The sequence below is a fragment of the Microbacterium sp. SA39 genome, assembly GCF_000967865.1.
GTDB lineage: Bacteria > Actinomycetota > Actinomycetes > Actinomycetales > Microbacteriaceae > Microbacterium.
The window spans coordinates 148867-168028 of record NZ_JXRU01000034.1 but is presented as its reverse complement, the minus strand read 5'-3'; the positions used below and the strand labels follow the sequence as shown (position 1 = coordinate 168028).

Genomic DNA, 19162 nt, shown 5'->3' with positions numbered 1-19162 from the left:
CGACCCGGAATCCCCCGATTGAGGGTCGCGACCGGACATCGGGGGGCGTCAGGCTGCCGCGAGGGCGGCAGCCACGACGTCGAGTCCCTCGTTCAGCAGATCGTCGCCGATCGCGAGCGGAGGGAGGAAGCGGATGACGTTGCCGTAGGTGCCGCAGGTGAGCACGATCACGCCTTCGGCGATGCAGGCCTTCGCGACGGCGGCCGTGAGCGCGGCATCCGGTGCGTTGGTCTCGGGATCGACGAACTCGGCGGCGATCATCGCGCCGTGTCCGCGGATGTCACCGACGCGGGCGTCGCCCTGCTGGATCGCGGTGAGACGGTCCGTGAGGATGGTGCCGATCTCGCGGGCACGCTCGATCACGCCGTCGTTCTCGAACACGTCGATCGCGGCGAGCGCTGCCGCACAGGCGATCGGGTTGCCGCCGTAGGTGCCGCCGAGTCCGCCGGCGTGCGAGGCGTCCATGATCTCGGCGCGCCCCGTCACTGCGGCCAGCGGAAGACCGCCGGCGATGCCCTTGGCCGTGGTGATGAGGTCAGGCTCGATGCCGAAGATCTCGCTCGCGAACATGTGGCCGGTGCGGGCGAATCCGGTCTGCACCTCGTCGGCGATGAAGACGACGCCGTTCGCGCGGCACCAGTCGACGAGGGCGGGCAGGAAGCCCTCGGCCGGGACGATGAAGCCGCCCTCGCCCTGGATGGGCTCGATGATGACCGCGGCGAGGTTGTCGGCGCCGATCTGCTTCTCGAGCTGCAGAATGACGCGCGTTGCGGCCTCGGGACCGGCGAGGCCGTCGCGGAACGGGTACGACATGGGGGCGCGGTAGACCTCGGGCGCGAACGGGCCGAAGCCGCTCTTGTACGGCATCGACTTCGCCGTGAGAGCCATGGTGAGGTTGGTGCGGCCGTGGTAGCCGTGGTCGAAGGCGACGACGGCCTGGCGACCGGTGTGCTTGCGGGCGATCTTGATCGCATTCTCCACAGCCTCGGCGCCCGAGTTGAACAGGGCGCTCTTCTTGGCGAAGTCGCCGGGGGTGACGCGGTTCAGCGCCTCGGCGACCTCGATGTACGACTCGTACGGCGAGATCATGAAGCAGGTGTGGGTGAACTGCGCGGCCTGAGCGGCGACGGCTGCGGCGACCTTGGGGTGGGCGTTGCCCACGGTCGTCACGGCGATGCCGGCACCGAGGTCGATAAGGGAGTTGCCGTCGGCGTCAACGACGACGCCGCCGCCGGCGGCGACGGTCGCGACCGGCACGGTGTGACCGACACCCGCGGCGACGGCATCCGCCTTGCGCGCGAGGATCTCGGCCGAGCGCGGCCCGGGAAGTGCGGTGACCAGGCGACGCTCCTGAGGGAGCTCGGGTCCGCCGAGGGGAACTGCAACAGCTGCGGTGTCGAGGAGTGCCATGTCCGCGAGCGTACGGCGGCTCCGCACACCGCCGCACTCGCCCGCTTGTACAATATGGAACGAGAGATCGCCGCGCTGTACATCGAGAGGCGGACATGGCCATCGCCGAGGAACCCACGTTGCGCGCTCTGCTGCGCCGCCGGGACCTCGGTCTCGCACTGGTCTCGAGCGAGGGCGATCTGCCGGACAACGCGCTCGACCGTTCGCTGCGGTGGGTGCACAGCTCCGATCTCGCCGACCCCACGCCTTTCCTCTCGGAGGACCTCGCACTGCTCACCACCGGGACGCAGTTCGACGAGGCCGTCGAGATCGACACCTATGTCGGGCGACTGGCCGACCGCGGCGTGCTCGGCCTCGGCTTCGGCTCGGAGGTGCATCGCGACGGCATCCCCGACGAGCTGATCGACGCCTGCGCCGCGCGTGGGATGCCGCTTTTCGAGGTGCCGTACCGTACCCCGTTCATCGCCGTCGCCCGCGCGCATTCGGAAGCCATCGCGGCGCAGGCATACGCGCGCCGCTCCTGGGCGCTCGACACGCAGCGCGCTCTGGCCCTCGCCGCCCTCCGCCCGCACGGCCTCGACGCGACCATCGCCGAACTCGGGCGGCGCCTCGATGCCTGGGCCGGGATGTTCGACGCCGCCGGGGCGCTGCTCATCTCCCACCCCCGGGATGCGATCGGATCGGGCGTTCTCGCGGATCTCGGCGAGCGCGTGATCGAGATCCTGACGCGGGGCCTCGAGGCAGGCCACTCGCTCACGCTCGACGACCGCACCTTCACGCTGTTCACGGTCGGCCGCGGCGGACACCTGCGCGGGGTCATCGCGTTGGCGGTGGACGTGCTCGACTCCGAGGCGCGCTCCGTCGTGACCTCTGTGATCGCGATGGCCGGGCTCGCGCTGGAGCAGAGCGAGCAGCTGGCGCGCAGTCGCCGTCGTCTGCACGCCCAGCTGCTCGGCTCGCTGCTGGCCGACGACCCTGGCCTCGCCCGCCGCGTGCTCGGCGCACTCCCGCCCACCCCGGTCGTCGTCGCCGTCGCCGCGGATGCTCCCGCCGGCGCGCTCACCGACTGGTGGGAGCGCCACCGGTCGGACCACGGCACACCGTTCTTCCTCGCCGAGTCGGAGGAGGGGGTGACGCTCTGCCTCTCCGCGAGCGACGACGGCCTGCTCGATGAGGTGGCCGCGCGTTTCGGCATCCGCATCGGCGTCTCGGATCCGGAAGGCTACGACGCCTTCTCGCGCGCGCATGCCCAGGCGCTCACTGCACTCCGCCAGCACGGCGAGCGCGGCGCCGTGCGATACGCCGACACCGTGGGCTCGAGCATCCTCACCGCCCTCGCGACCGATGAGGCACGGCTCGTGGCTGAATCGCGCCTGGCCCCGCTGCGTGAGCACGACGCGCGCACCGGATCGGACCTCGAGCACTCGCTGCGCACCTGGCTGGAGCACGACGCCCGCGCGGAGTCCGCAGCCGCAGCGCTCGGAGTCCACCGGCACACACTGCGCTCGCGCATCGCCCAGGCCGGGGCGCTGCTCGGCGGCGACCTGTCGTCGTTCCCGGCGCGCGCCGAGCTCTGGACGCTGCTGCAGACCGCCAGGGACTGACGCAGCTGTAGCAACTTGCTACACTGGGTGGATGAGCAGCACGATGCCCACCCGAGTGGATGGCGACCTCTACGAGGTCGCCAAGTCGATCGGCGCCGAATCGAGTCGCAGCGCGGCACAGCAGATCAACTACTGGGCACGAATCGGTCGCGAGCTGGAAGCCTCACCGCGTGTGAGCCACCGCGAGATACGACGGGTACTCGCAGGCGAGGCGTCCTACGACGACCTCGGCGAGCGCAATCAAGCAGTGGTCCGTGCGACCTGGGACGAGCAGATCGCCGAGCGGCGCGCCCGGCTCGATCTCGCCGCCGAGTTCACGCGGGCCGGACGGAGTTGGACGGAAGCTGACGCGGAGGGACGGGCTGTCTCTCGCGGCGACAGCGCGGATTCCTGACACGTGCCCGTCCTTCATCTGCTCGCCGGGCCCAACGGTTCCGGCAAATCCACGTACGTCGACCGCATCCTGGGACCCGTGACCAGGCTGCCTTTCGTCAACGCGGATGAGATCGCGGCGAAGCGCTGGCCGGCTTCGCCCGCCGAGCACGCCTACGAGGCATCGCAGATCGCGGCGGACGCGCGTGCCGAGCTGCTGAGCGCGCAACGCTCATTCATCACCGAGACGGTCTTCAGTCATCCGAGCAAGGTCGACCTCGTCACCGAAGCGGTCGGGCGCGGATATCTCGTGCAGCTCCACGTCATGCTGGTCCCCGTCGACGTGAGTGTGGCCCGCGTCGCCGAACGCGTGAAGGTGGGCGGACACGATGTGCCCGAGCAGAAGATCCGCGAAAGGCATGTCCGCCTCTGGCACCTGATCGCGCAAGCCCGCTTCGTCGCCGATCGCGTGGAGTTCTTCGACAACAGCACCGCGACTGCGCCGTTCCGACTCGTCGCGACATACGAACACGGAGAGCCCGTAGGAGCAGTCGACTGGCCCGGCTGGGCACCGGCTGCGCTCGTCGGCTGATCCTCCGAAATCAGCGCGGCGCGTGCGCCTCGAGGAACTCGTACACGTCGGTCGTGTCCACGCCCGGGAAATTGCCGGTCGGAAGCGTGGCCAGCAAGGTGCGCGGGGTCTTCACATTCGGCCAGGAGTTCTCGCGCCACCGCTCCTCGAGTTCGGCGGGCGCCTGCCGACAGCACACCTCGACCGAGTGCTTCGAGACCCCGCGGTGCCCGGTGTCGCGCCCGACGAACCACTTCGTGTCGTCGAACCGCACCCCCACGCTCACCGAGTGCAGCCCCTCGCTCGACGCCTCGACCCTCGCCGTGCACCAGTACGTGCCGTTGCCCGTGTCGGTGTACTGGTAGTACGGGTTGAAGCGGTCGTCCTCGTCGAAGACGACCCGGCTCGTCCACCGTCGGCAGCACATCTGCCCCTCGATCGCGCCGAGGCGGTCGGTCGGGAAGTTGACATCGTCGTTCTCGTACGCCTTCGTGATCGTGCCCGATTCGTGCACCTTCAGGAAGTGCACCGGGATGTCGAGATGCCTGGTCGCGAGGTTCGTGAACCGATGCGCCGCCGTCTCGTATGACACCGAGTACGCATCGCGCAGGTCTTCGATCGAGATCGACCGCCGCGTCTTGGCATCCTTCAACGCCGGCACCACGTGCGCCTCGGGAACGAGCAGAGCCCCGGTCAGATAGTTCGTCTCCACGCGCTGGCGCAGGAACTCGGCGTAGCTGCGCGGCTCGGAATGACCCAAGATCCGACTCGACAGCGCCTGCAGCACCGCAGTGCGCGCATCGCCCTTCGCGGGCACGCTGCTCGACAGGTAGAGGCGTCCGTTCGCGAGGTCGGCGACGCTGCGGGTCGTCTGCGGCAGGTCGGGGGCGTAGTGCAGTGTGAACCCGAGGTACGCGGCGATCTCGGATGCCGATCGCTGCGTGAGGGGACCGCCCGGATGCCGGACAGCCGCGAGGATCTCAGATGCCTTGGCCTCGAGGTCGGCGAAGTGGTTGTCCTGGCGGCGCATGAGATGCCGCAGCTCGACGTTCGCGCGTCGAGCCTCTTCGGGAGTGGCCGCACGCTCATCTCGCAGCCGATCGATCTCGCCGTGCAGCGCGAGCAGCGCCTTCAGCGCGTCGGTGGGCACCGATTTTGCTATGCGGAACGGCTCGATACCCAGCGCGCGGAACGTCTGCCCCTTCATCGCGCGCTCCAGAGCGATCTCCATCGCGCTGCGCTCATCGAGCGGCTCGCCCTCGAGCAAGGCGTCGATCGTGACGCCGAGCGCCCGCGCGATGGCCTGCAGCTGGGTGAGCTTGGGCTCGCGCTTACCGGTCTCGATCATCGAGAGCTGGCTCGGCGCCCGTCCGACGGCCGCGGCGAGGTCGTCCAGCTTCATCCCCTGCGCCGTGCGCAGCTGCCGGATGCGACGGCCGATCGTGAGGGCGTCGGTGTCGTCTGCCTCAGAGAGCTGGGTCCCTGAGCTCGTCGAAGGGCTCATGGCGGCGATTCTGTCACAGAAACAGAATTTCCTGCGTTCTTCACCTCCGTTTCGGTCGGGCAAGGGCCAGAACTTCACCCAGAGTGGATGCCAAGCCACCGACTCTCATCGAGGAGAAATCATGACGAACACCGCAGGAACCACCGCACCTCGCCCCGCCGGCCTCCGCGCCGGCGACCAGGTCCAGACGGCCGCGGAGCTTCGGAAGATCTGGGAGACCGATCCGCGGTGGGACGGCGTCGAGCGCACCTACACGGCCGAGGATGTCATCCGCATCCGGGGCTCGGTCCGCGAGGAGTCGACGCTCGCCCACCGCGGTGCCGAGAACCTCTGGAACCTGCTGCACACCGAGGACTACGTCCGGGCGCTCGGCGCGTACACCGGCGGGCAGGCCGTGCAGCAGGTGCGCGCAGGCCTGAAGGCCATCTACCTCTCCGGCTGGCAGGTCGCCGCCGACGGCAACCTCGCCGGTCAGACGTACCCCGACCAGTCGCTGTACCCGGCGAACTCCGTTCCCGCCGTCGTCCGCCGCATCAACAACGCTCTGATCCGTCAGGACCAGCTCGAGCACGCCGAGGCGCTGGCGGGACAGGGTGAGATCACCCAGGACTGGCTCGCCCCGATCGTCGCGGATGCCGAGGCCGGCTTCGGCGGTCCGCTGAACGCCTACGAGCTCGCGCAGTCGCTCATCCAGTCCGGCGCCGCCGGCATCCACTGGGAGGACCAGCTGGCCAGCGAGAAGAAGTGCGGCCACCTCGGCGGCAAGGTGCTCGTGCCGACGCAGCAGCACATCCGCACCCTGAACGCCGCGCGTCTCGCGGCCGATGTCGCGGGCGTGCCGACCGTCATCATCGCCCGGACCGACGCCCTCGCCGCCGACCTGCTCACGAGCGATGTCGACGAGCGCGACCAGCAGTTCACCACCGGCGAGCGCACCACGGAGGGGTTCTACCGCATCCGACCCGGCATCGAGTCGGTCATCAGCCGCGGACTCGCCTTCGCCCCCTATGCCGACCTGCTCTGGGTGGAGACGGGCGAGCCCGACATCGAGCTCGCTCGCGAATTCGCCGCCGCGATCCACGCCGAGTTCCCCGGTAAGCTCCTGGCCTACAACTGCTCACCGAGCTTCAACTGGAAGCGGCACCTCTCCGACGCCGAGATCGCGACCTTCCAGCAGGACCTGGCCGACCTGGGCTACAAGTTCCAGTTCATCACCCTGGCCGGGTTCCACGCCCTGAACCACTCGATGTTCGACCTCGCCCGCGGCTACGCCGAACGCGCCATGAGCGCGTACGTCGAGCTGCAGGAAGCCGAGTTCGCCGCCGAAGCGCACGGCTACACCGCCACCAAGCACCAGCGCGAGGCGGGTACCGGCTACTTCGACGTCATCTCCACTGCGCTCAACCCCGACAGCGCGACACTCGCCCTCGCCGGCTCCACCGAAGCCGCTCAGTTCCATTGATCCGTTCGCGTTTCGTCTCGTCGCTTCGCTCCTCGCGCAACGACCGTTCGTTGAGCGAGCGAAGCGAGACGAAACGCACCCACGCGAAGGACTCAAGATCATGACCACTCCCACCGCTCCCCCGACCACCGCTCCGATCCCGACGACCCAGCAGGGACCGGCGATCGCGGTCACCGGGCCGATCCGCGACCGCTACGACGAGATCCTCACTCCCGAGGCGATCGCCTTCCTCACCGAGCTGCACCACCGCTTCGCCTCGCGCCGCCACGACCGGCTCGCCGACCGGATGCGTCGCCGCTTCGAGATCGGCAACGGGCACGACCCGCGCTTCCGCGATGACACCGCGCACATTCGCGAGGATGCCGGGTGGCGCGTGGCCGGCGCAGGCCCCGGACTCGAGGATCGTCGCGTCGAGATCACCGGCCCGACGGATCCGAAGATGACCATCAACGCGCTGAACTCCGGCGCGCGCGTCTGGCTCGCCGACCAGGAGGATGCCACGAGCCCCACCTGGAGGAACGTCATCGAGGGCCAGCTGTCCCTGCGCGACGCGATCCGCGGCGAGCTGAGCTTCACGAACCCCGACGGCAAGGAGTACCGCGTCACGGCGGAGCGCACTCCCACCATCGTCATGCGACCGCGCGGCTGGCACCTGCCCGAGAAGCATGTCCAGTTCATCGATCGGGCGGGCCGCCGCACGGCGGCATCCGGTTCCCTGGTGGACTTCGGGCTGTACTTCCTGCACAACGCCCAGGCGCTGATCGACAGCGGCCGCGGTCCGTACTTCTACATCGCCAAGCTGGAATCCAGCGAAGAGGCGAAGCTGTGGGACGACGTGTTCTCGTTCAGCGAGGAGTACATCGGCATCCCGCGCGGCACCATCCGGGCGACCGTGCTGATCGAGACGCTTCCCGCCGCGTTCGAGATGGACGAGATCCTCTACGAGCTGCGCGACCACTGCGCGGGCCTCAACGCCGGCCGCTGGGACTACATCTTCTCGATCATCAAGAACTACCGCGGCCGCGGCGCCCGCTTCGTGCTCCCCGATCGCAGCGAGGTCACGATGACCGTGCCGTTCATGCGGGCGTACACCGAGCTGCTCGTCCAGACCTGCCACAAGCGGGGAGCCTTCGCGATCGGTGGCATGAGCGCATCGATCCCGAACCGCCGCGACCCCGAGGCGACGGCGCGGGCGATCGAGAAGGTCGCGGCCGACAAGATGCGCGAGGCCGGCGACGGCTTCGACGGCACCTGGGTCGCCCACCCCGACCTGATCCCGACGGCTCGGGCCGAGTTCGACGCCGTGCTCGGCGACCGGCCGAACCAGGTCGACCGCCAGCGCGACGACGTGCACGTGCAGGCGCGCGATCTTCTCGATCTGCGGATCGGCAGTGCGGTGACCGATCGCGGCGTGCGCGACAACGTGTCCGTCGCGATCCGCTACCTGGAGGCCTGGCTGCGCGGACTCGGCGCGGTGGCGATCGACAACCTGATGGAGGATGCCGCGACCGCGGAGATCAGCCGGTCGCAGGTGTGGCAGTGGATCCACCAGGACCGCGTCACGCAGGAGGGCACGCCGATCACCGTCGAGCACATCGAGGGATTGATCACTCAGGTGCTGGCCCAGGCGACCCGCAGCGCCGTCGACCGGTTCGACGACGCCGCGGAGATCTTCCGCGAGGTCGCCCTGCGGGAGGAGTTCCCCGCCTTCCTGACGCTGGGGGCGTACAGCCGCTTCCTCGTCGACGAGGACTGAGCCGCTCGAGAAGCAGGAGCCCCTCGGATGCCGCGACCCGGCATGCGAGGGGCTTCTCGCGTCGCCGCAGTCGTACGCTGGATTCATGACTGACGTCTGGAACGGCATCGCCGGCGAGTTCCTCCATCTCTACCCCCGAGGGAACCGCCTCCTCGCGGTCGCCGGAGCGGATGCCGAGCGCTCGCGCCGCACGGCCGACGACCTCGCCACGGCGTTGTCGGTGGCGGGACAGAACATCGAGCGGGCGCATTCGGATGCCGGAGACGCCGCCGACCTCCGCGTCGAGACCGTCTCACCGTTTCGCGCGTCGCCGCAGGACGGCCGTGTCCTGGTCGTGTCGGGGCCGGCCGAGCTGCTGAGCGAAAGCACTCGCGGTGTGTGGAACTTCACCCTGTGGCAGATGGCGGGAGACGAGCCGCCGCACAGCGTGGCATCCGCGCTCGTCGACGTCACGGATCCCGACGCCCCGGAACGGCGAACCGCTGACTACTGCGCGCTGCCGGCATCCTTCGGTTCTTGATCCGGCCGCGCTGAGCCTCCGTGCAGTGACGCAAATCTAGATAATTATCTAGATTTGCTAGAATGGCTGGATGAAGACGATCTCCGTCGGCGACCTGCGCCAGAATCCGACCTCTGCCCTCGACGACGTCGAGCATGGCGAGACGTATTCGGTCACGCGGCACCGTCGCGAGATCGCGCGCCTGGTGCCCCCGCCTCGACGCCGCCCGACTCGCGCAGATGATCTCCGTCGCGCGATCAGCAGAACGCCCGTCGATGCGAGCTGGGCGCAAGAGGTCGCGGTGGAGCGATCCGACTTCGATGATGACCGAGACGCGTGGGACAGATGATCGCGTTGCTCGACACCAACATCCTCATCGCCTCGGATGCGGACGGCGAGGCTCCAGCCTCGTTGTCGGATTTCACCGACCTGCGGGTGAGTTCACTCAGCTGGGTCGAACTCGCGAATGGCCTCCACACCACGGCGGACCTCGCGACGTTCAAGCGACGAAGTGCTCGTCTTTCAGCCCTTCGCGAGACGTTCGGGGAGGGGATCCCCTTCGACGATCGCTGCGCGGCAGCCTACGAACGAGTGCTGGAACATCTGAGCACGCAGGGCATCTCGCCCAGGGCTCATGTCGTGGACCGAATGTTGGCGGCGACAGCTCTTGCCCACGAATTGACTCTCGTGTCGCGGGACGCGGACGTGTTCTCCGGCCTCACGGATCTCGTCTCCGTCGCGGCGCGCTGACCCCTCAGGCGAACGAGGCGGCCACCGAGTTCCGGTGGTAGTCGAACACGATGCTCGTACGCGTCGATGCGACGCTCGACTGCGCCGAGAGGTGCTCGAGCACGAACTCGCGCATCTCGGACGAATCCGCGACGGCGATGTGCAGCAAGAAGTCGTCGTCGCCGCCCAGGAAGAACACCTGGATCACCTGGGGCAGCACGCGCACGCGTTCCGCGAACTCGACGATGCTCTCTCTCCGCCCGCTCGGACGCAGCGTCACCCCGATGATCGCCTGGAGGCCGGCACCCAGCATCCGCTCGTCCACGCTCGCGTGGAAGCCCGTGATCACTCCGCGTTCGACGAGGGCGCGCAGGCGTGCGTGCGCGGTCGACGGCGCGACCCCGAGGTGGCCCGCGAGCTCGGCGTTCGTCATCCGTCCGTCGTCGGCGAGCAGCTGCACGATGCGGGCGTCGGTCGGGTCGAGCGCCGGAGCCCGAACGGTGTTCGGCTGGGGCCCGGTCGAGGTCGTGTCCATCCGAACGATTATGCAGGATCAGCCCTAAGTCCGAATGATCTTCAGCAAATCTGTTGCACGATCGACGTTTCTGCGAACCTGGACGCACGCAATCTAGTGCTGGAGGATCGATGAAGATCGGCGTGCCCACCGAGGTCAAGAACAACGAGAACCGCGTCGCGCTGACGCCCGCAGGCGCCGACCGCCTGGTGCACGAGGGCCACCGCGTGCTCGTGCAGTCCGGGGCCGGTATCGGTTCGCGCATCGATGACGACGCCTACCGGGCCGTCGGAGCCGAGATCGTCGAGACCGCGGCCGAAGCGTGGGCCGAGGCCGACCTGCTGATCAAGGTCAAGGAGCCGATCGCACAGGAGTACGGATTCCTCCGCCCCGACCTGACGCTCTTCACCTACCTGCACCTCGCCGCCGACCGCGCCCTGACGTCTGCCCTCGTCGACGCCGGCACGACGGCGGTCGCCTACGAGACCGTGCAGCTGCCCGACCGCAGCCTTCCGCTGCTCGTGCCGATGAGCGAGATCGCCGGACGCCTCTCGGTGACCATGGGCTCGTACTCGCTGCTGCGCTCGAACGGCGGCCGCGGCATGCTGCTCGGCGGCATCGCCGGCACCCCGCGCGCGAAGACCGTCGTCATCGGCGGCGGCGTCGCCGGTGAGCACGCCGCGGCCAACGCGCTCGGCCTCGGCTCGAAGGTCACCGTCATCGACATCTCGCTCCCCCGCCTGCGCGAGCTCGAACACCGCTACGGCGGCGCACTCGAGACCCGCGCCTCGAGCCGGTACGACATCGCAGAGGAGCTCGCGACCGCCGACCTCGTGATCGGCTCGGTGCTCATCCCCGGCGCCGCTGCCCCGAAGCTCGTCACCGACGACATGGTCTCAGGGATGAAGCAGGGAGCGGTGCTCGTCGACATCGCGATCGACCAGGGCGGATGCTTCGAGGGCTCGCGTCCGACCACGCACGACGACCCCACGTTCGCGGTGCACGACGCGATCTACTACTGCGTGGCGAACATGCCGGGAGCGGTGCCCGAGACGGCGACCCGTGCGCTGACCAACGCGACCCTCCCCTACGTCTCCGCCATCGCCGGTAAGGGCTGGGAGCGCGCGGCATCCGAAGATCCGGCCCTCGCGAAAGGCCTGAACGTGCACGCGGGGCGGATCACGCTGGATGCCGTGGCCCAGGCGCACGGGTTCGCCACCGCCTGACGGGTCGGAGCATCGGCCTGGATCAGAAACGCATCCCCGGCAGCCCGCGGAGCGACGTTTTCGATCCAGCATCCTGGCGCCCCGGCTGATCCGCGAAAGAACCGCGGTTCTTGACGGCGACTCGCCCGGCGTCGCAGCGGGCGACCCGAGTACGCTCGTAACCGTGACCGAACGCGCTCCTCTCTCTCGCAAGCTGTCCGCCATCGCCGAATCCGCGACCCTCAAGGTCGACGCGAAGGCCAAGGCCCTCAAGGCCGAAGGCAAGGCGATCATCTCGTACGCCGCCGGCGAGCCGGACTTCGCGACGCCGCAGTTCATCGTGGATGCCGCTGCCGAGGCCCTGGCCGACCCGGCGAGCTACCGCTACACCCCGGCCCCCGGCCTCCCGGCGCTGCGTGAAGCCATCGCCGCGAAGACGCTGCGCGACTCGGGACTCGAGGTCTCGCCGAGCCAGGTCATCGTGACCAACGGCGGCAAGCAGTCGGTGTACCAGGCGTTCCAGGCCGTGGTGAACCCGGGCGACGAGGTGCTGCTGCCCGCTCCGTACTGGACCACGTACCCCGAGGCGATCCGTCTGGCCGACGGCACGCCCGTCGAGGTGTTCGCCGGCGCCGACCAGGACTACAAGGTCACCGTCGAGCAGCTCGAGGCCGCGCGCACCGAGCGCACCACCGCGCTCGTGTTCGTCTCCCCCTCGAACCCCACCGGCTCGGTCTACACGGCGGACGAGACCCGTGCCATCGGCGAGTGGGCGCTCGAGCACGGCATCTGGATCATCAGCGATGAGATCTACCAGAACCTCACCTACGAGGGCACGAAGGCGACCTCCATCGTCGAGGCGGTCCCCGAGGTCGCCGGCCAGACGATTCTCGTGAACGGCGTGGCGAAGACCTACGCCATGACCGGGTGGCGCGTGGGCTGGATGGTCGGTCCCGCCGACGCGATCAAGATCGCCGGCAACCTGCAGTCGCACCTGTCGAGCAACGTGAACAACGTCGCGCAGAAGGCGGCCATCGCTGCGCTGAACGGCCCGCAGACCGAGGCCGAGCAGATGCGCGAGGCCTTCGACCGCCGTCGTCGCCTCATCGTCGCCGAGCTGTCGAAGATCGGCGGCGTCCGCGTGCCGAACCCGCTCGGCGCGTTCTACGTGTACCCCGACGTCCAGGGACTCCTCGGCCGCACGTGGGGCGGCGTCACGCCGACCACCTCGCTCGAACTGGCCGACCTGATCCTCGAGCAGGCCGAGGTCGCCGTCGTCCCCGGCGAGGCGTTCGGGCCGAGCGGATACCTGCGCCTGTCGTACGCGCTCGGTGACGACCAGCTCCTCGAGGGAGTGCAGCGCCTCCAGCGCCTGTTCGCCTGACCGCTCTGGTCGCCGGGACCCCGCCCTGCGGCCGAGACCCCCTCTTGCAGACGCCCGCAAGAGGGGGTCTCGACGCGAAACCGGGGTCTCGGCGACTCCGCCGGGTCAGGACTCCGGCTGGTAGCCGATGAGCCAGCGGATGCCGTAGCGATCGACGAGCGTTCCATCCCAGTCTCCCCATGCCCGCCGCTGCAGGGGATCGATCGCCCTCCCGCCGACCGAGAGATCGGCGAACCACCCGGTGAGTGTCGATGCGTCCGCGGTGCCCAGCAGCGACAGGAACATGCCGTTCATCTGCACGGCGTCGTCGTCGATCCCGGCATCCGCACCCGAGAGCTCCACGGCACCCTGCAGCATCGCGTGGCCGATCGCGTCGCTCGGGCCGTCGTGTCGGCCGAGCTGCGCGTAGTCGAACATCGTCAGCTCGCCGCCGAACACCGCCTGATAGTGCTGCATCGCCTCGGCCGCGTTCCCGGGGAACAGCAGGTACGGGATCAGTCCGCTCATGCCGCGAGTGTAGTCGCGGCGACCGACGCTCCTACAGCTCGACGCCGACGAGCACCGGCTCGGGCTGCAGCACGAGACCGAACTCGGCGTGCACCCGGCCCTGGATGAAGCGTGCGAGCTCCGAGACCTCGGCGGCGGTGGCGCCCCCGCGATTCGTCAGCGCCAGCGCATGCTTGGTCGACACCGACGCCCGCGAACGCGGAAGCTTGAACCCCTTGCGGATGCCGGCCTGCTCGATGAGCCAGGCGGCGCTCACCTTGACGTCGGGAGCCTCGGCCTTCGTCTGCGGCACGAGACCGTCGTAGGCGGACAGCGGGATCACGGTCACCGCGTCGAGGTCGGGAGCGACAGGCCACCGAGGGCACTCCGGCGGCAGCGCGCGGGCCACGGATTCCGGCACGATCGCGTTCTGGAAGAACGACCCGACGCTCCAGGTGTCGTGATCGCTCTCGTCGAGGAGCATGCCCTTCGACGCGCGCGTGGCGAGGATGCGTTCGCGCACCCAGCCGAGCGTCACCGGGGCGTCGTGGTCGAGGCCCAGTGCTCGGCGCAGCTGCTCGCCGCGGACCACGCGCTCGCCGGCCACGAAGAGGTCGACCGTGACGGTCAGGATGACGGCTCGACGCAGCGGCTCGCTGCCGTAGTGGTGCTTCAGGACCGAGGTGCGGAAGCCGAGACCGAGTTCGGATGTCGGCACCGTCGAGATCTCACCCGTGGCCTCGTCGATGAGCTCGACCTCGACCAGGGTCTCCTGGATCTCCTGTCCATAGGCGCCGATGTTCTGCACGGGTGCCGCGCCGACCGTGCCGGGGATGCCGCTCATGGCCTCGAGTCCCGCGTAGCCGTGCTCCACGGCGTAGGCGACGAAAGCGTCCCACCCATGGCCGGCCTGCGCCCGCAGCCGAATGCGCCCCGGGTGCGGAGACGGCAGTTCCTCGATGCCCTCGGTGCGCACGCGAATGACGGTGCCGTCGAAGGGCTCGTCCCCGACGAGCAGATTCGAGCCCCCACCCAGCACGAACCACGGGTCGCGGTCCGCCCAGGTGTCTCGCAGCGCGTCGACGAGCTCCGGCGTCGTGAACGCCTCGCGCATCCGCTCGGGCGCGGCACCGGTGCGCAGAGTGGTGAGCTCGGCGAGGCGCACGGGTTCGATGTCTCGCACCTCGGATGCCTCCATCAGACGGCGACGCGCAGCTGCGCCTTGACCAGCACCGTCGTCTCGCCGAAGGTGACCTTCAGGTCGAGGCGCGCCGCGGTCTCATCGACGGCGCCGACGGTGGCGACGACCTGCAGGTCGGCTCCGCTCTCCGGATCGACGACGACGGGCTTGGTGAACCGCACGCCGTAGTCGAGGATCTTCGCGCCCGGCTCGAGAGCGGCGACCACGACCGACGATGCGATCCCCATCGTGAGCATGCCGTGCGCGAGCACCCCGGGCAGGCCGACGGATGCCGCGACGTCATCGCGGTAGTGGATGGGGTTGAAGTCCCCGGATGCTCCCGCGTAGCGCACGAGCGATTCCCGGGTGAGGTGCACGGTCTTCTCGGCCACCACGTCTCCGACGACGTATCCCATCAGGCGCCCTTCTCTTCGTCGGCACTGTCGTCCGCGCTGGCGTCGGCTCCGACGAGCAGCACGCTCGTGGCCGTCACGACGTGCGCACCCTCGGCATCCGTGATCGCGGCTTCGCTGGTGACCATCGCGTTGCCGCCCATCATGCGGATGCCGGTGACGCGCTGCGTCGCCGTGAGCTCGTCGCCGGCGACGATCGGCCGCCTGTAGCTGAAGCGCTGCTCGGCGTGGATCGTGCGCGCCAGCACGATTCCGGAGTCCTCCTGCCCGAGCAGCTGCTGGAGGGCGAGGTCCTGGATGACCATCGCGAAGGTCGGCGGCGCGACCACGTCGTCGAAGCCGAGGGCTCGAGCGGCTTCCACGTCGGTGTGCTGCGGGGCGTCGGCGAAGACGGCGCGCGCGAACTCGCGCACCTTCTCCCGGCCGACGAGGTACGGGGCCGTCGGCGGGAAGCTCCGGCCGACGAGATCTTGGTTCACTGCCACCCCTCGATCCTACCGAGGGGTGGCGACTCTCCTCCGTCAGGCGGCCCGTGCGGACATCGCCGATCCCAGCAGCACCATCCGCATGCTCCGCTCCGCGGCATCCCTGAGCAGCGCCTCACCCTGCTCGACGGCCTGCGCGAGCGGCATCGGCACCGTGATGATCGATGCGATCGCGTCGATGCCGATGTCGTGCACGGCCGGAGCACCCTGCCCCAGCGAGCCGGCGATGCCCAGCACGGGAACGCCCGCCACCCTGGCGCGCATGGCGATCTCGGCCGGGACCTTGCCGCGGGGAGTCTGGAAGTCGATGGCACCCTCGGCGGTGATGACAAGATCCGCCACAGCCATGAGCTCATCGAGGGCGTGGGGCAGCAGACCGCTGTCGAGAAGCACCTCGAAGCGAGGGCCGAGCCGGGCGCCCAGCACGGCGGCCAGCCCGGCACCGAGACCGCCCGAGGCTCCGGTGCCACCACCGGTGCGCACGTCCATCGCGGCGCCGAAGGGGCTCTGCTCCTCGAGGAGCAGCGCCCAGGCGTCGAGTGCACTCGAGAGCTGCTCGACCTGGGCGGGCGTCGCGCCCTTCTGAGGACCGAACACCCTCGCGACGCCCGCGGGTCCGCAGAGCACGTTGTGGATGTTGCAGGCCAGGACGATCTCGACCTCGCCGATGCGAGGGTGCAGACCGGAGAGGTCGAGCCGGGCGGCGTCTCCGAGATGGCGACCGCCCGGCGGCAGCTCGACGCCGTTCCGATCGAGGATCCGCGCCCCGAGAGCGGCGAGAGCACCGGCGCCGCCGTCGCTCGTGCCCGAGTCTCCGCACCCCACGACGATCCGCTCCGCCCCGTCGTCGAGGGCGGCGGCAATGAGCTCCCCCACTCCACGCGTCGTCGTCTCACCGGGGTCGCGCCGGTCGCGCGGTACCAGCCTCAGCCCGGCGGCCGACGCCATCTCGACGACCGCCGTCCCCGCGGCGTGGCGGCCGAGACGCGCCCAGTGCGCGCTGACCGGCGCACCGACCGGTCCGGTGACCTCGACGGGAACGAGCTCTCCGCCTGTCGCGGCGGCGAGAGCCGCGGCCGTTCCCTCGCCCCCGTCCGGAACCGGGAACTCGTCGACCTGCACGCCGGGGATGACCCGGCGCACACCGGCGGAGATCGCCTGCGCGACGGCTTCGGCACTCAGGCTCTCCTTGAAACCGCTCGGTGCGACCAGGATTCGCTGCGGGATGTGGATGGACATTGTTCCTCCTTCTGCGCCCCGGAGGGCGAATGCACCCTGAGCGGGCGCGACGAGCACCGGTGCACCGGCGGTGCACGCGGAAAGTGAGATCGATGGAGCCGGGTGAGCCTCAGCGCAGCAGCGGGAGACCCATCAGCGGCCAGATCCATAGAGCGAACACCACGACCAGCACGAACATTGCCGGAGCGAGCAGCACGGACAGTCGGCGCAGATCGGCGGGGCTGAAGCCGCCGGACACGACGTCGGGATCAGCGAACATCGCGACGGGTTTCGCCGAGCTCGGCAGGGTGTGGCAGAAGCCCGCCGCCGCCGTCGAGGCGAACGCCGCGGCCATCGGCTCGACGCCCACGGCAGGCGCGAGGGCGATGACCACCGGGATGATGGCGGCAGATCGGGCGGATCGAGAGGGGATCAGCAGATGCGCTGCCGTGGAGATCGCGATCACGACGATCACGAATGTCACGGCACCCGCCGGCCCCAGTCCTCTGATGGGGGCGAGCGCCGATGTGCTCAACCATGCCGCGGCTCCCGTGCTGGCCAGCGCAGACGCCAGGGCCAGCGTGGCCGCGAGGAACAGCAACAGGGTCCAGGGCACGCGCTTGATCGCCGCCGGGAAGGTGGTGCAGCCGATGCCCGGCACCACCGCGGCCACCGCTCCGAGCAACGCCACGAGTGCCGGCGACAGGTTATGGAGCGGCTCCGTGCTCCAGAGCAGGATGACGCCGAGGAGCAGGATCGCCGCCCGACGCTCGAGCGCGCTCAGCGGGCCGGTCACCGCGGTCGCCGACGACCGTTCGATCTCGACAGGACTGATCCGTACGGGCGTCGCGCGGTCGACCCGCTCCGTGAAGCGCCACAGGATGATCTCGCAGGCCACGTGCGAGGAGACGATGGCGAGCGGGAGCCCCAGCCACAGCCAGCCCAGGAAGCTGAAGCCCGGCGCTCCCGACGTCCGCAGCAGCTGATCGGTGATGATGTGCGCGCCGGCGCCGAGGAGGGAGCCCACCGCCGAGAGCAGGACGACCGTCGGCATCAGCAGGGCGAGTGCCCTGATCATCCGGTTCCGTCCCGGCAGCGCCTCCGACACCGCGGAGAAGACCGGCACGGCGAGCGCCGCGCGGCCCGACGTCGCGGGGACGGCGAACGCCGTGATCGTCAACGCCACCGTGGTCAGGTGGAACAGGCTCCGCGGCCCCCGGGCGAATCGCAGGAGCTGCGCGGCCCCGCGCAGCGCGAGTCCGGACGAAGAGACCCCGGCCGCGATCACGAAAGCACCGATCAGCAGCCAGATCGTCTCGTCGCCGAGGGAGGCGAAGAAGGTGCTCGCCGGCAGCACGCCGGTGAGGATCAGCGCGATCGCCGCGAGGAAGGCCACCAGCGTGTCGTCGAGCCGTGTCGATGTCCACGCCCACACCGCGAGCAGGAAGACGGTGATGGTCACCGCGATCGGCAGGGTCATCCCGCCTGGCCCTGCTGCCGAAGGGCCGGCGATGGCGGCCATCGCGATGCCGCAGCCCAGGATCGCCGCAATGGCGCCGACACGCACGACGAGTCCCCGGGAGATCGGCAGGAGACCGCGGAGCCGCCGCGGGACGCGCGGCGCCGCAGCCGGGATCAGTCGCGCCGGCGGTACGGTCGCGAAGCGCGCCCGCTCGGCGCCGGGCAGGGGGACGCTCTCGGTCGAGGCGCTCATCGGAGCCGGTATCCCGCCCCGCGGACCGTCTCAATGCGGTCCGCACCGATCTTTCCGCGAAGTGCGCGCACGTAGACGTCGACCACGTTGGAAGCAGGATCGAAGTCCATCCCCCACACGTGCCCGATCAGCTGATCGCGGGAGAGCACCTGCCCGGCGTGCTGGAGGAAGACCTCGAGCAGCGCGAACTCGCGAGACGTGAGCTCCCGCTGGTCACCGGCGACTGTCACGGTGCGCGCCCGCACATCGACGCGGATGTCGTCATGCGTGAGCACGGGCCCGGTCGCCCGGCCCTCACCGTCGCCGATGCGCAGTCGCACGCGAGCGAGCAATTCGGCGAACTGGAAGGGCTTGGTCACATAGTCGTTGGCGCCGCTCTCCAGGCCGCGCACGGTGTCGATGACCGAATCGCGGGCGGTGAGGATGATGACAGGTGTCGTGACGCCCTCACCGCGAAGGTTGGCGAGCACCTCGAAACCGTCCATCCCGCCGAGGCCGATGTCGAGCAGGACGAGATCGAAGGCGCCGCCGCGCGCCATCAACAGTGCCGTGTGTCCGTCGGCGGCGTCGGCCGTGTCGTAGCCGGCGGCCCGTAGGCCGCGCCGCACGAATGACGTGATGTGGGGATCGTCTTCCGCGATCAGGATGCTGCGCAT

General features: G+C 69.6%; 20 protein-coding genes. 10 read left to right on the top strand and 10 right to left on the bottom strand.

Annotated elements, in window-relative coordinates; all coding sequences use genetic code 11:
- Positions 1-48 precede the first annotated feature (48 nt).
- Positions 49-1410, bottom strand: a complete 1362-nt coding sequence (gabT, locus tag RS85_RS10805; protein WP_046013446.1) for a 4-aminobutyrate--2-oxoglutarate transaminase — start codon at positions 1408-1410, stop codon at positions 49-51.
- A gap of 95 nt (positions 1411-1505) precedes the next feature.
- On the opposite strand from gabT, the gene RS85_RS10800 reads away from it, so the two are divergent.
- The 3 genes from RS85_RS10800 to RS85_RS10790 are packed head-to-tail and all read left to right on the top strand — an operon-like array spanning position 1506 to position 3978.
- The gene (locus RS85_RS10800) at positions 1506-3014 is read left to right on the top strand and encodes a PucR family transcriptional regulator (protein WP_046013445.1); all 1509 of its coding nucleotides are present in this window, start codon (positions 1506-1508) and stop codon (positions 3012-3014) included.
- 31 nt (positions 3015-3045) lie between these two features.
- Positions 3046-3408 (top strand): TA system antitoxin ParD family protein, encoded by a 363-nt coding sequence (locus RS85_RS19005; protein WP_052703529.1) that lies wholly within the window; start codon positions 3046-3048, stop codon positions 3406-3408.
- A 3-nt stretch (positions 3409-3411) separates the two neighbouring features.
- Positions 3412-3978 (top strand): zeta toxin family protein, encoded by a 567-nt coding sequence (locus RS85_RS10790; RefSeq protein WP_046013444.1) that lies wholly within the window; start codon positions 3412-3414, stop codon positions 3976-3978.
- Positions 3979-3988: 10 nt separating this feature from the next.
- Here the strand turns inward: RS85_RS10790 and RS85_RS10785 are convergent, their stop codons facing one another.
- Positions 3989-5461: an XRE family transcriptional regulator gene (locus RS85_RS10785; RefSeq protein WP_046013443.1), complete on the bottom strand. Its 1473-nt coding sequence runs from the start codon at positions 5459-5461 to the stop codon at positions 3989-3991.
- 121 nt (positions 5462-5582) lie between these two features.
- Between RS85_RS10785 and aceA the strand changes: the two genes are divergently transcribed.
- From aceA to RS85_RS10760, 5 genes are all read left to right on the top strand, one after another.
- Positions 5583-6923: an isocitrate lyase gene (aceA, locus tag RS85_RS10780; protein ID WP_046013442.1), complete on the top strand. Its 1341-nt coding sequence runs from the start codon at positions 5583-5585 to the stop codon at positions 6921-6923.
- Between the two features lie 100 nt (positions 6924-7023).
- Positions 7024-8679 carry a malate synthase A gene (gene aceB / locus RS85_RS10775; protein ID WP_046013441.1) on the top strand — a complete coding sequence of 552 codons (1656 nt, stop codon included), beginning with the start codon at positions 7024-7026 and terminating at the stop codon, positions 8677-8679.
- A gap of 85 nt (positions 8680-8764) precedes the next feature.
- Positions 8765-9199, top strand: a complete 435-nt coding sequence (locus RS85_RS10770) for a hypothetical protein (protein ID WP_046013440.1) — start codon at positions 8765-8767, stop codon at positions 9197-9199.
- A 70-nt stretch (positions 9200-9269) separates the two neighbouring features.
- Positions 9270-9527 (top strand): type II toxin-antitoxin system Phd/YefM family antitoxin, encoded by a 258-nt coding sequence (locus tag RS85_RS10765; RefSeq protein WP_046013439.1) that lies wholly within the window; start codon positions 9270-9272, stop codon positions 9525-9527.
- Positions 9524-9928 (top strand): PIN domain-containing protein, encoded by a 405-nt coding sequence (locus RS85_RS10760; RefSeq protein ID WP_046013438.1) that lies wholly within the window; start codon positions 9524-9526, stop codon positions 9926-9928. Before RS85_RS10765 ends, RS85_RS10760 begins: the two co-directional genes overlap by 4 nt.
- 4 nt (positions 9929-9932) lie before the next feature.
- Here the strand turns inward: RS85_RS10760 and RS85_RS10755 are convergent, their stop codons facing one another.
- Positions 9933-10442: an Lrp/AsnC family transcriptional regulator gene (locus tag RS85_RS10755; RefSeq protein WP_046013437.1), complete on the bottom strand. Its 510-nt coding sequence runs from the start codon at positions 10440-10442 to the stop codon at positions 9933-9935.
- 110 nt (positions 10443-10552) lie between these two features.
- Between RS85_RS10755 and ald the strand changes: the two genes are divergently transcribed.
- A complete protein-coding gene (gene ald, locus RS85_RS10750; RefSeq protein WP_046013436.1) occupies positions 10553-11647 on the top strand; it encodes an alanine dehydrogenase in 1095 nt (364 codons plus the stop codon).
- Positions 11648-11810: 163 nt separating this feature from the next.
- Positions 11811-13010, top strand: a complete 1200-nt coding sequence (locus RS85_RS10745; protein WP_046013435.1) for a pyridoxal phosphate-dependent aminotransferase — start codon at positions 11811-11813, stop codon at positions 13008-13010.
- 105 nt (positions 13011-13115) lie between these two features.
- Here the strand turns inward: RS85_RS10745 and RS85_RS10740 are convergent, their stop codons facing one another.
- From RS85_RS10740 to RS85_RS10710, 7 genes are all read right to left on the bottom strand, one after another.
- On the bottom strand, positions 13116-13517 hold the full coding sequence (locus RS85_RS10740; protein ID WP_046013434.1) for a VOC family protein: 402 nt from the start codon (positions 13515-13517) through the stop codon (positions 13116-13118).
- Positions 13518-13548: 31 nt separating this feature from the next.
- On the bottom strand, positions 13549-14679 hold the full coding sequence (locus RS85_RS10735; protein ID WP_046013525.1) for a UDP-N-acetylmuramate dehydrogenase: 1131 nt from the start codon (positions 14677-14679) through the stop codon (positions 13549-13551).
- Positions 14680-14693: 14 nt separating this feature from the next.
- A complete protein-coding gene (locus tag RS85_RS10730; protein WP_046013433.1) occupies positions 14694-15092 on the bottom strand; it encodes a MaoC/PaaZ C-terminal domain-containing protein in 399 nt (132 codons plus the stop codon).
- The gene (locus tag RS85_RS10725) at positions 15092-15574 is read right to left on the bottom strand and encodes an FAS1-like dehydratase domain-containing protein (RefSeq protein WP_046013432.1); all 483 of its coding nucleotides are present in this window, start codon (positions 15572-15574) and stop codon (positions 15092-15094) included. Before RS85_RS10725 ends, RS85_RS10730 begins: the two co-directional genes overlap by 1 nt.
- A 36-nt stretch (positions 15575-15610) precedes the next feature.
- Positions 15611-16813, bottom strand: coding sequence for a glycerate kinase family protein (locus RS85_RS10720; protein WP_046013431.1), 1203 nt, complete (start codon positions 16811-16813; stop codon positions 15611-15613).
- Positions 16814-16922: 109 nt separating this feature from the next.
- Positions 16923-18506, bottom strand: a complete 1584-nt coding sequence (locus RS85_RS10715) for an SLC13 family permease (protein ID WP_046013430.1) — start codon at positions 18504-18506, stop codon at positions 16923-16925.
- Positions 18503-19162, bottom strand: coding sequence for a response regulator transcription factor (locus tag RS85_RS10710; protein WP_046013429.1), 660 nt, complete (start codon positions 19160-19162; stop codon positions 18503-18505). Before RS85_RS10710 ends, RS85_RS10715 begins: the two co-directional genes overlap by 4 nt.

Coding starts and splice junctions, on each gene's coding strand:
- RS85_RS10715 (WP_046013430.1), bottom strand. CDS start 18,506: ATGAGCGCCTCGACCGAGAGCGTCCCCCTGCCCGGCGCCGAGCGGGCG.
- aceA (WP_046013442.1), top strand. CDS start 5,583: ATGACGAACACCGCAGGAACCACCGCACCTCGCCCCGCCGGCCTCCGC.
- RS85_RS10720 (WP_046013431.1), bottom strand. CDS start 16,813: ATGTCCATCCACATCCCGCAGCGAATCCTGGTCGCACCGAGCGGTTTC.
- RS85_RS10755 (WP_046013437.1), bottom strand. CDS start 10,442: ATGGACACGACCTCGACCGGGCCCCAGCCGAACACCGTTCGGGCTCCG.
- RS85_RS19005 (WP_052703529.1), top strand. CDS start 3,046: ATGAGCAGCACGATGCCCACCCGAGTGGATGGCGACCTCTACGAGGTC.
- RS85_RS10765 (WP_046013439.1), top strand. CDS start 9,270: ATGAAGACGATCTCCGTCGGCGACCTGCGCCAGAATCCGACCTCTGCC.
- RS85_RS10785 (WP_046013443.1), bottom strand. CDS start 5,461: ATGAGCCCTTCGACGAGCTCAGGGACCCAGCTCTCTGAGGCAGACGAC.
- RS85_RS10770 (WP_046013440.1), top strand. CDS start 8,765: ATGACTGACGTCTGGAACGGCATCGCCGGCGAGTTCCTCCATCTCTAC.
- RS85_RS10710 (WP_046013429.1), bottom strand. CDS start 19,162: ATGCGCAGCATCCTGATCGCGGAAGACGATCCCCACATCACGTCATTC.
- RS85_RS10760 (WP_046013438.1), top strand. CDS start 9,524: ATGATCGCGTTGCTCGACACCAACATCCTCATCGCCTCGGATGCGGAC.
- gabT (WP_046013446.1), bottom strand. CDS start 1,410: ATGGCACTCCTCGACACCGCAGCTGTTGCAGTTCCCCTCGGCGGACCC.
- ald (WP_046013436.1), top strand. CDS start 10,553: ATGAAGATCGGCGTGCCCACCGAGGTCAAGAACAACGAGAACCGCGTC.
- RS85_RS10800 (WP_046013445.1), top strand. CDS start 1,506: ATGGCCATCGCCGAGGAACCCACGTTGCGCGCTCTGCTGCGCCGCCGG.
- aceB (WP_046013441.1), top strand. CDS start 7,024: ATGACCACTCCCACCGCTCCCCCGACCACCGCTCCGATCCCGACGACC.
- RS85_RS10730 (WP_046013433.1), bottom strand. CDS start 15,092: ATGGGATACGTCGTCGGAGACGTGGTGGCCGAGAAGACCGTGCACCTC.
- RS85_RS10740 (WP_046013434.1), bottom strand. CDS start 13,517: ATGAGCGGACTGATCCCGTACCTGCTGTTCCCCGGGAACGCGGCCGAG.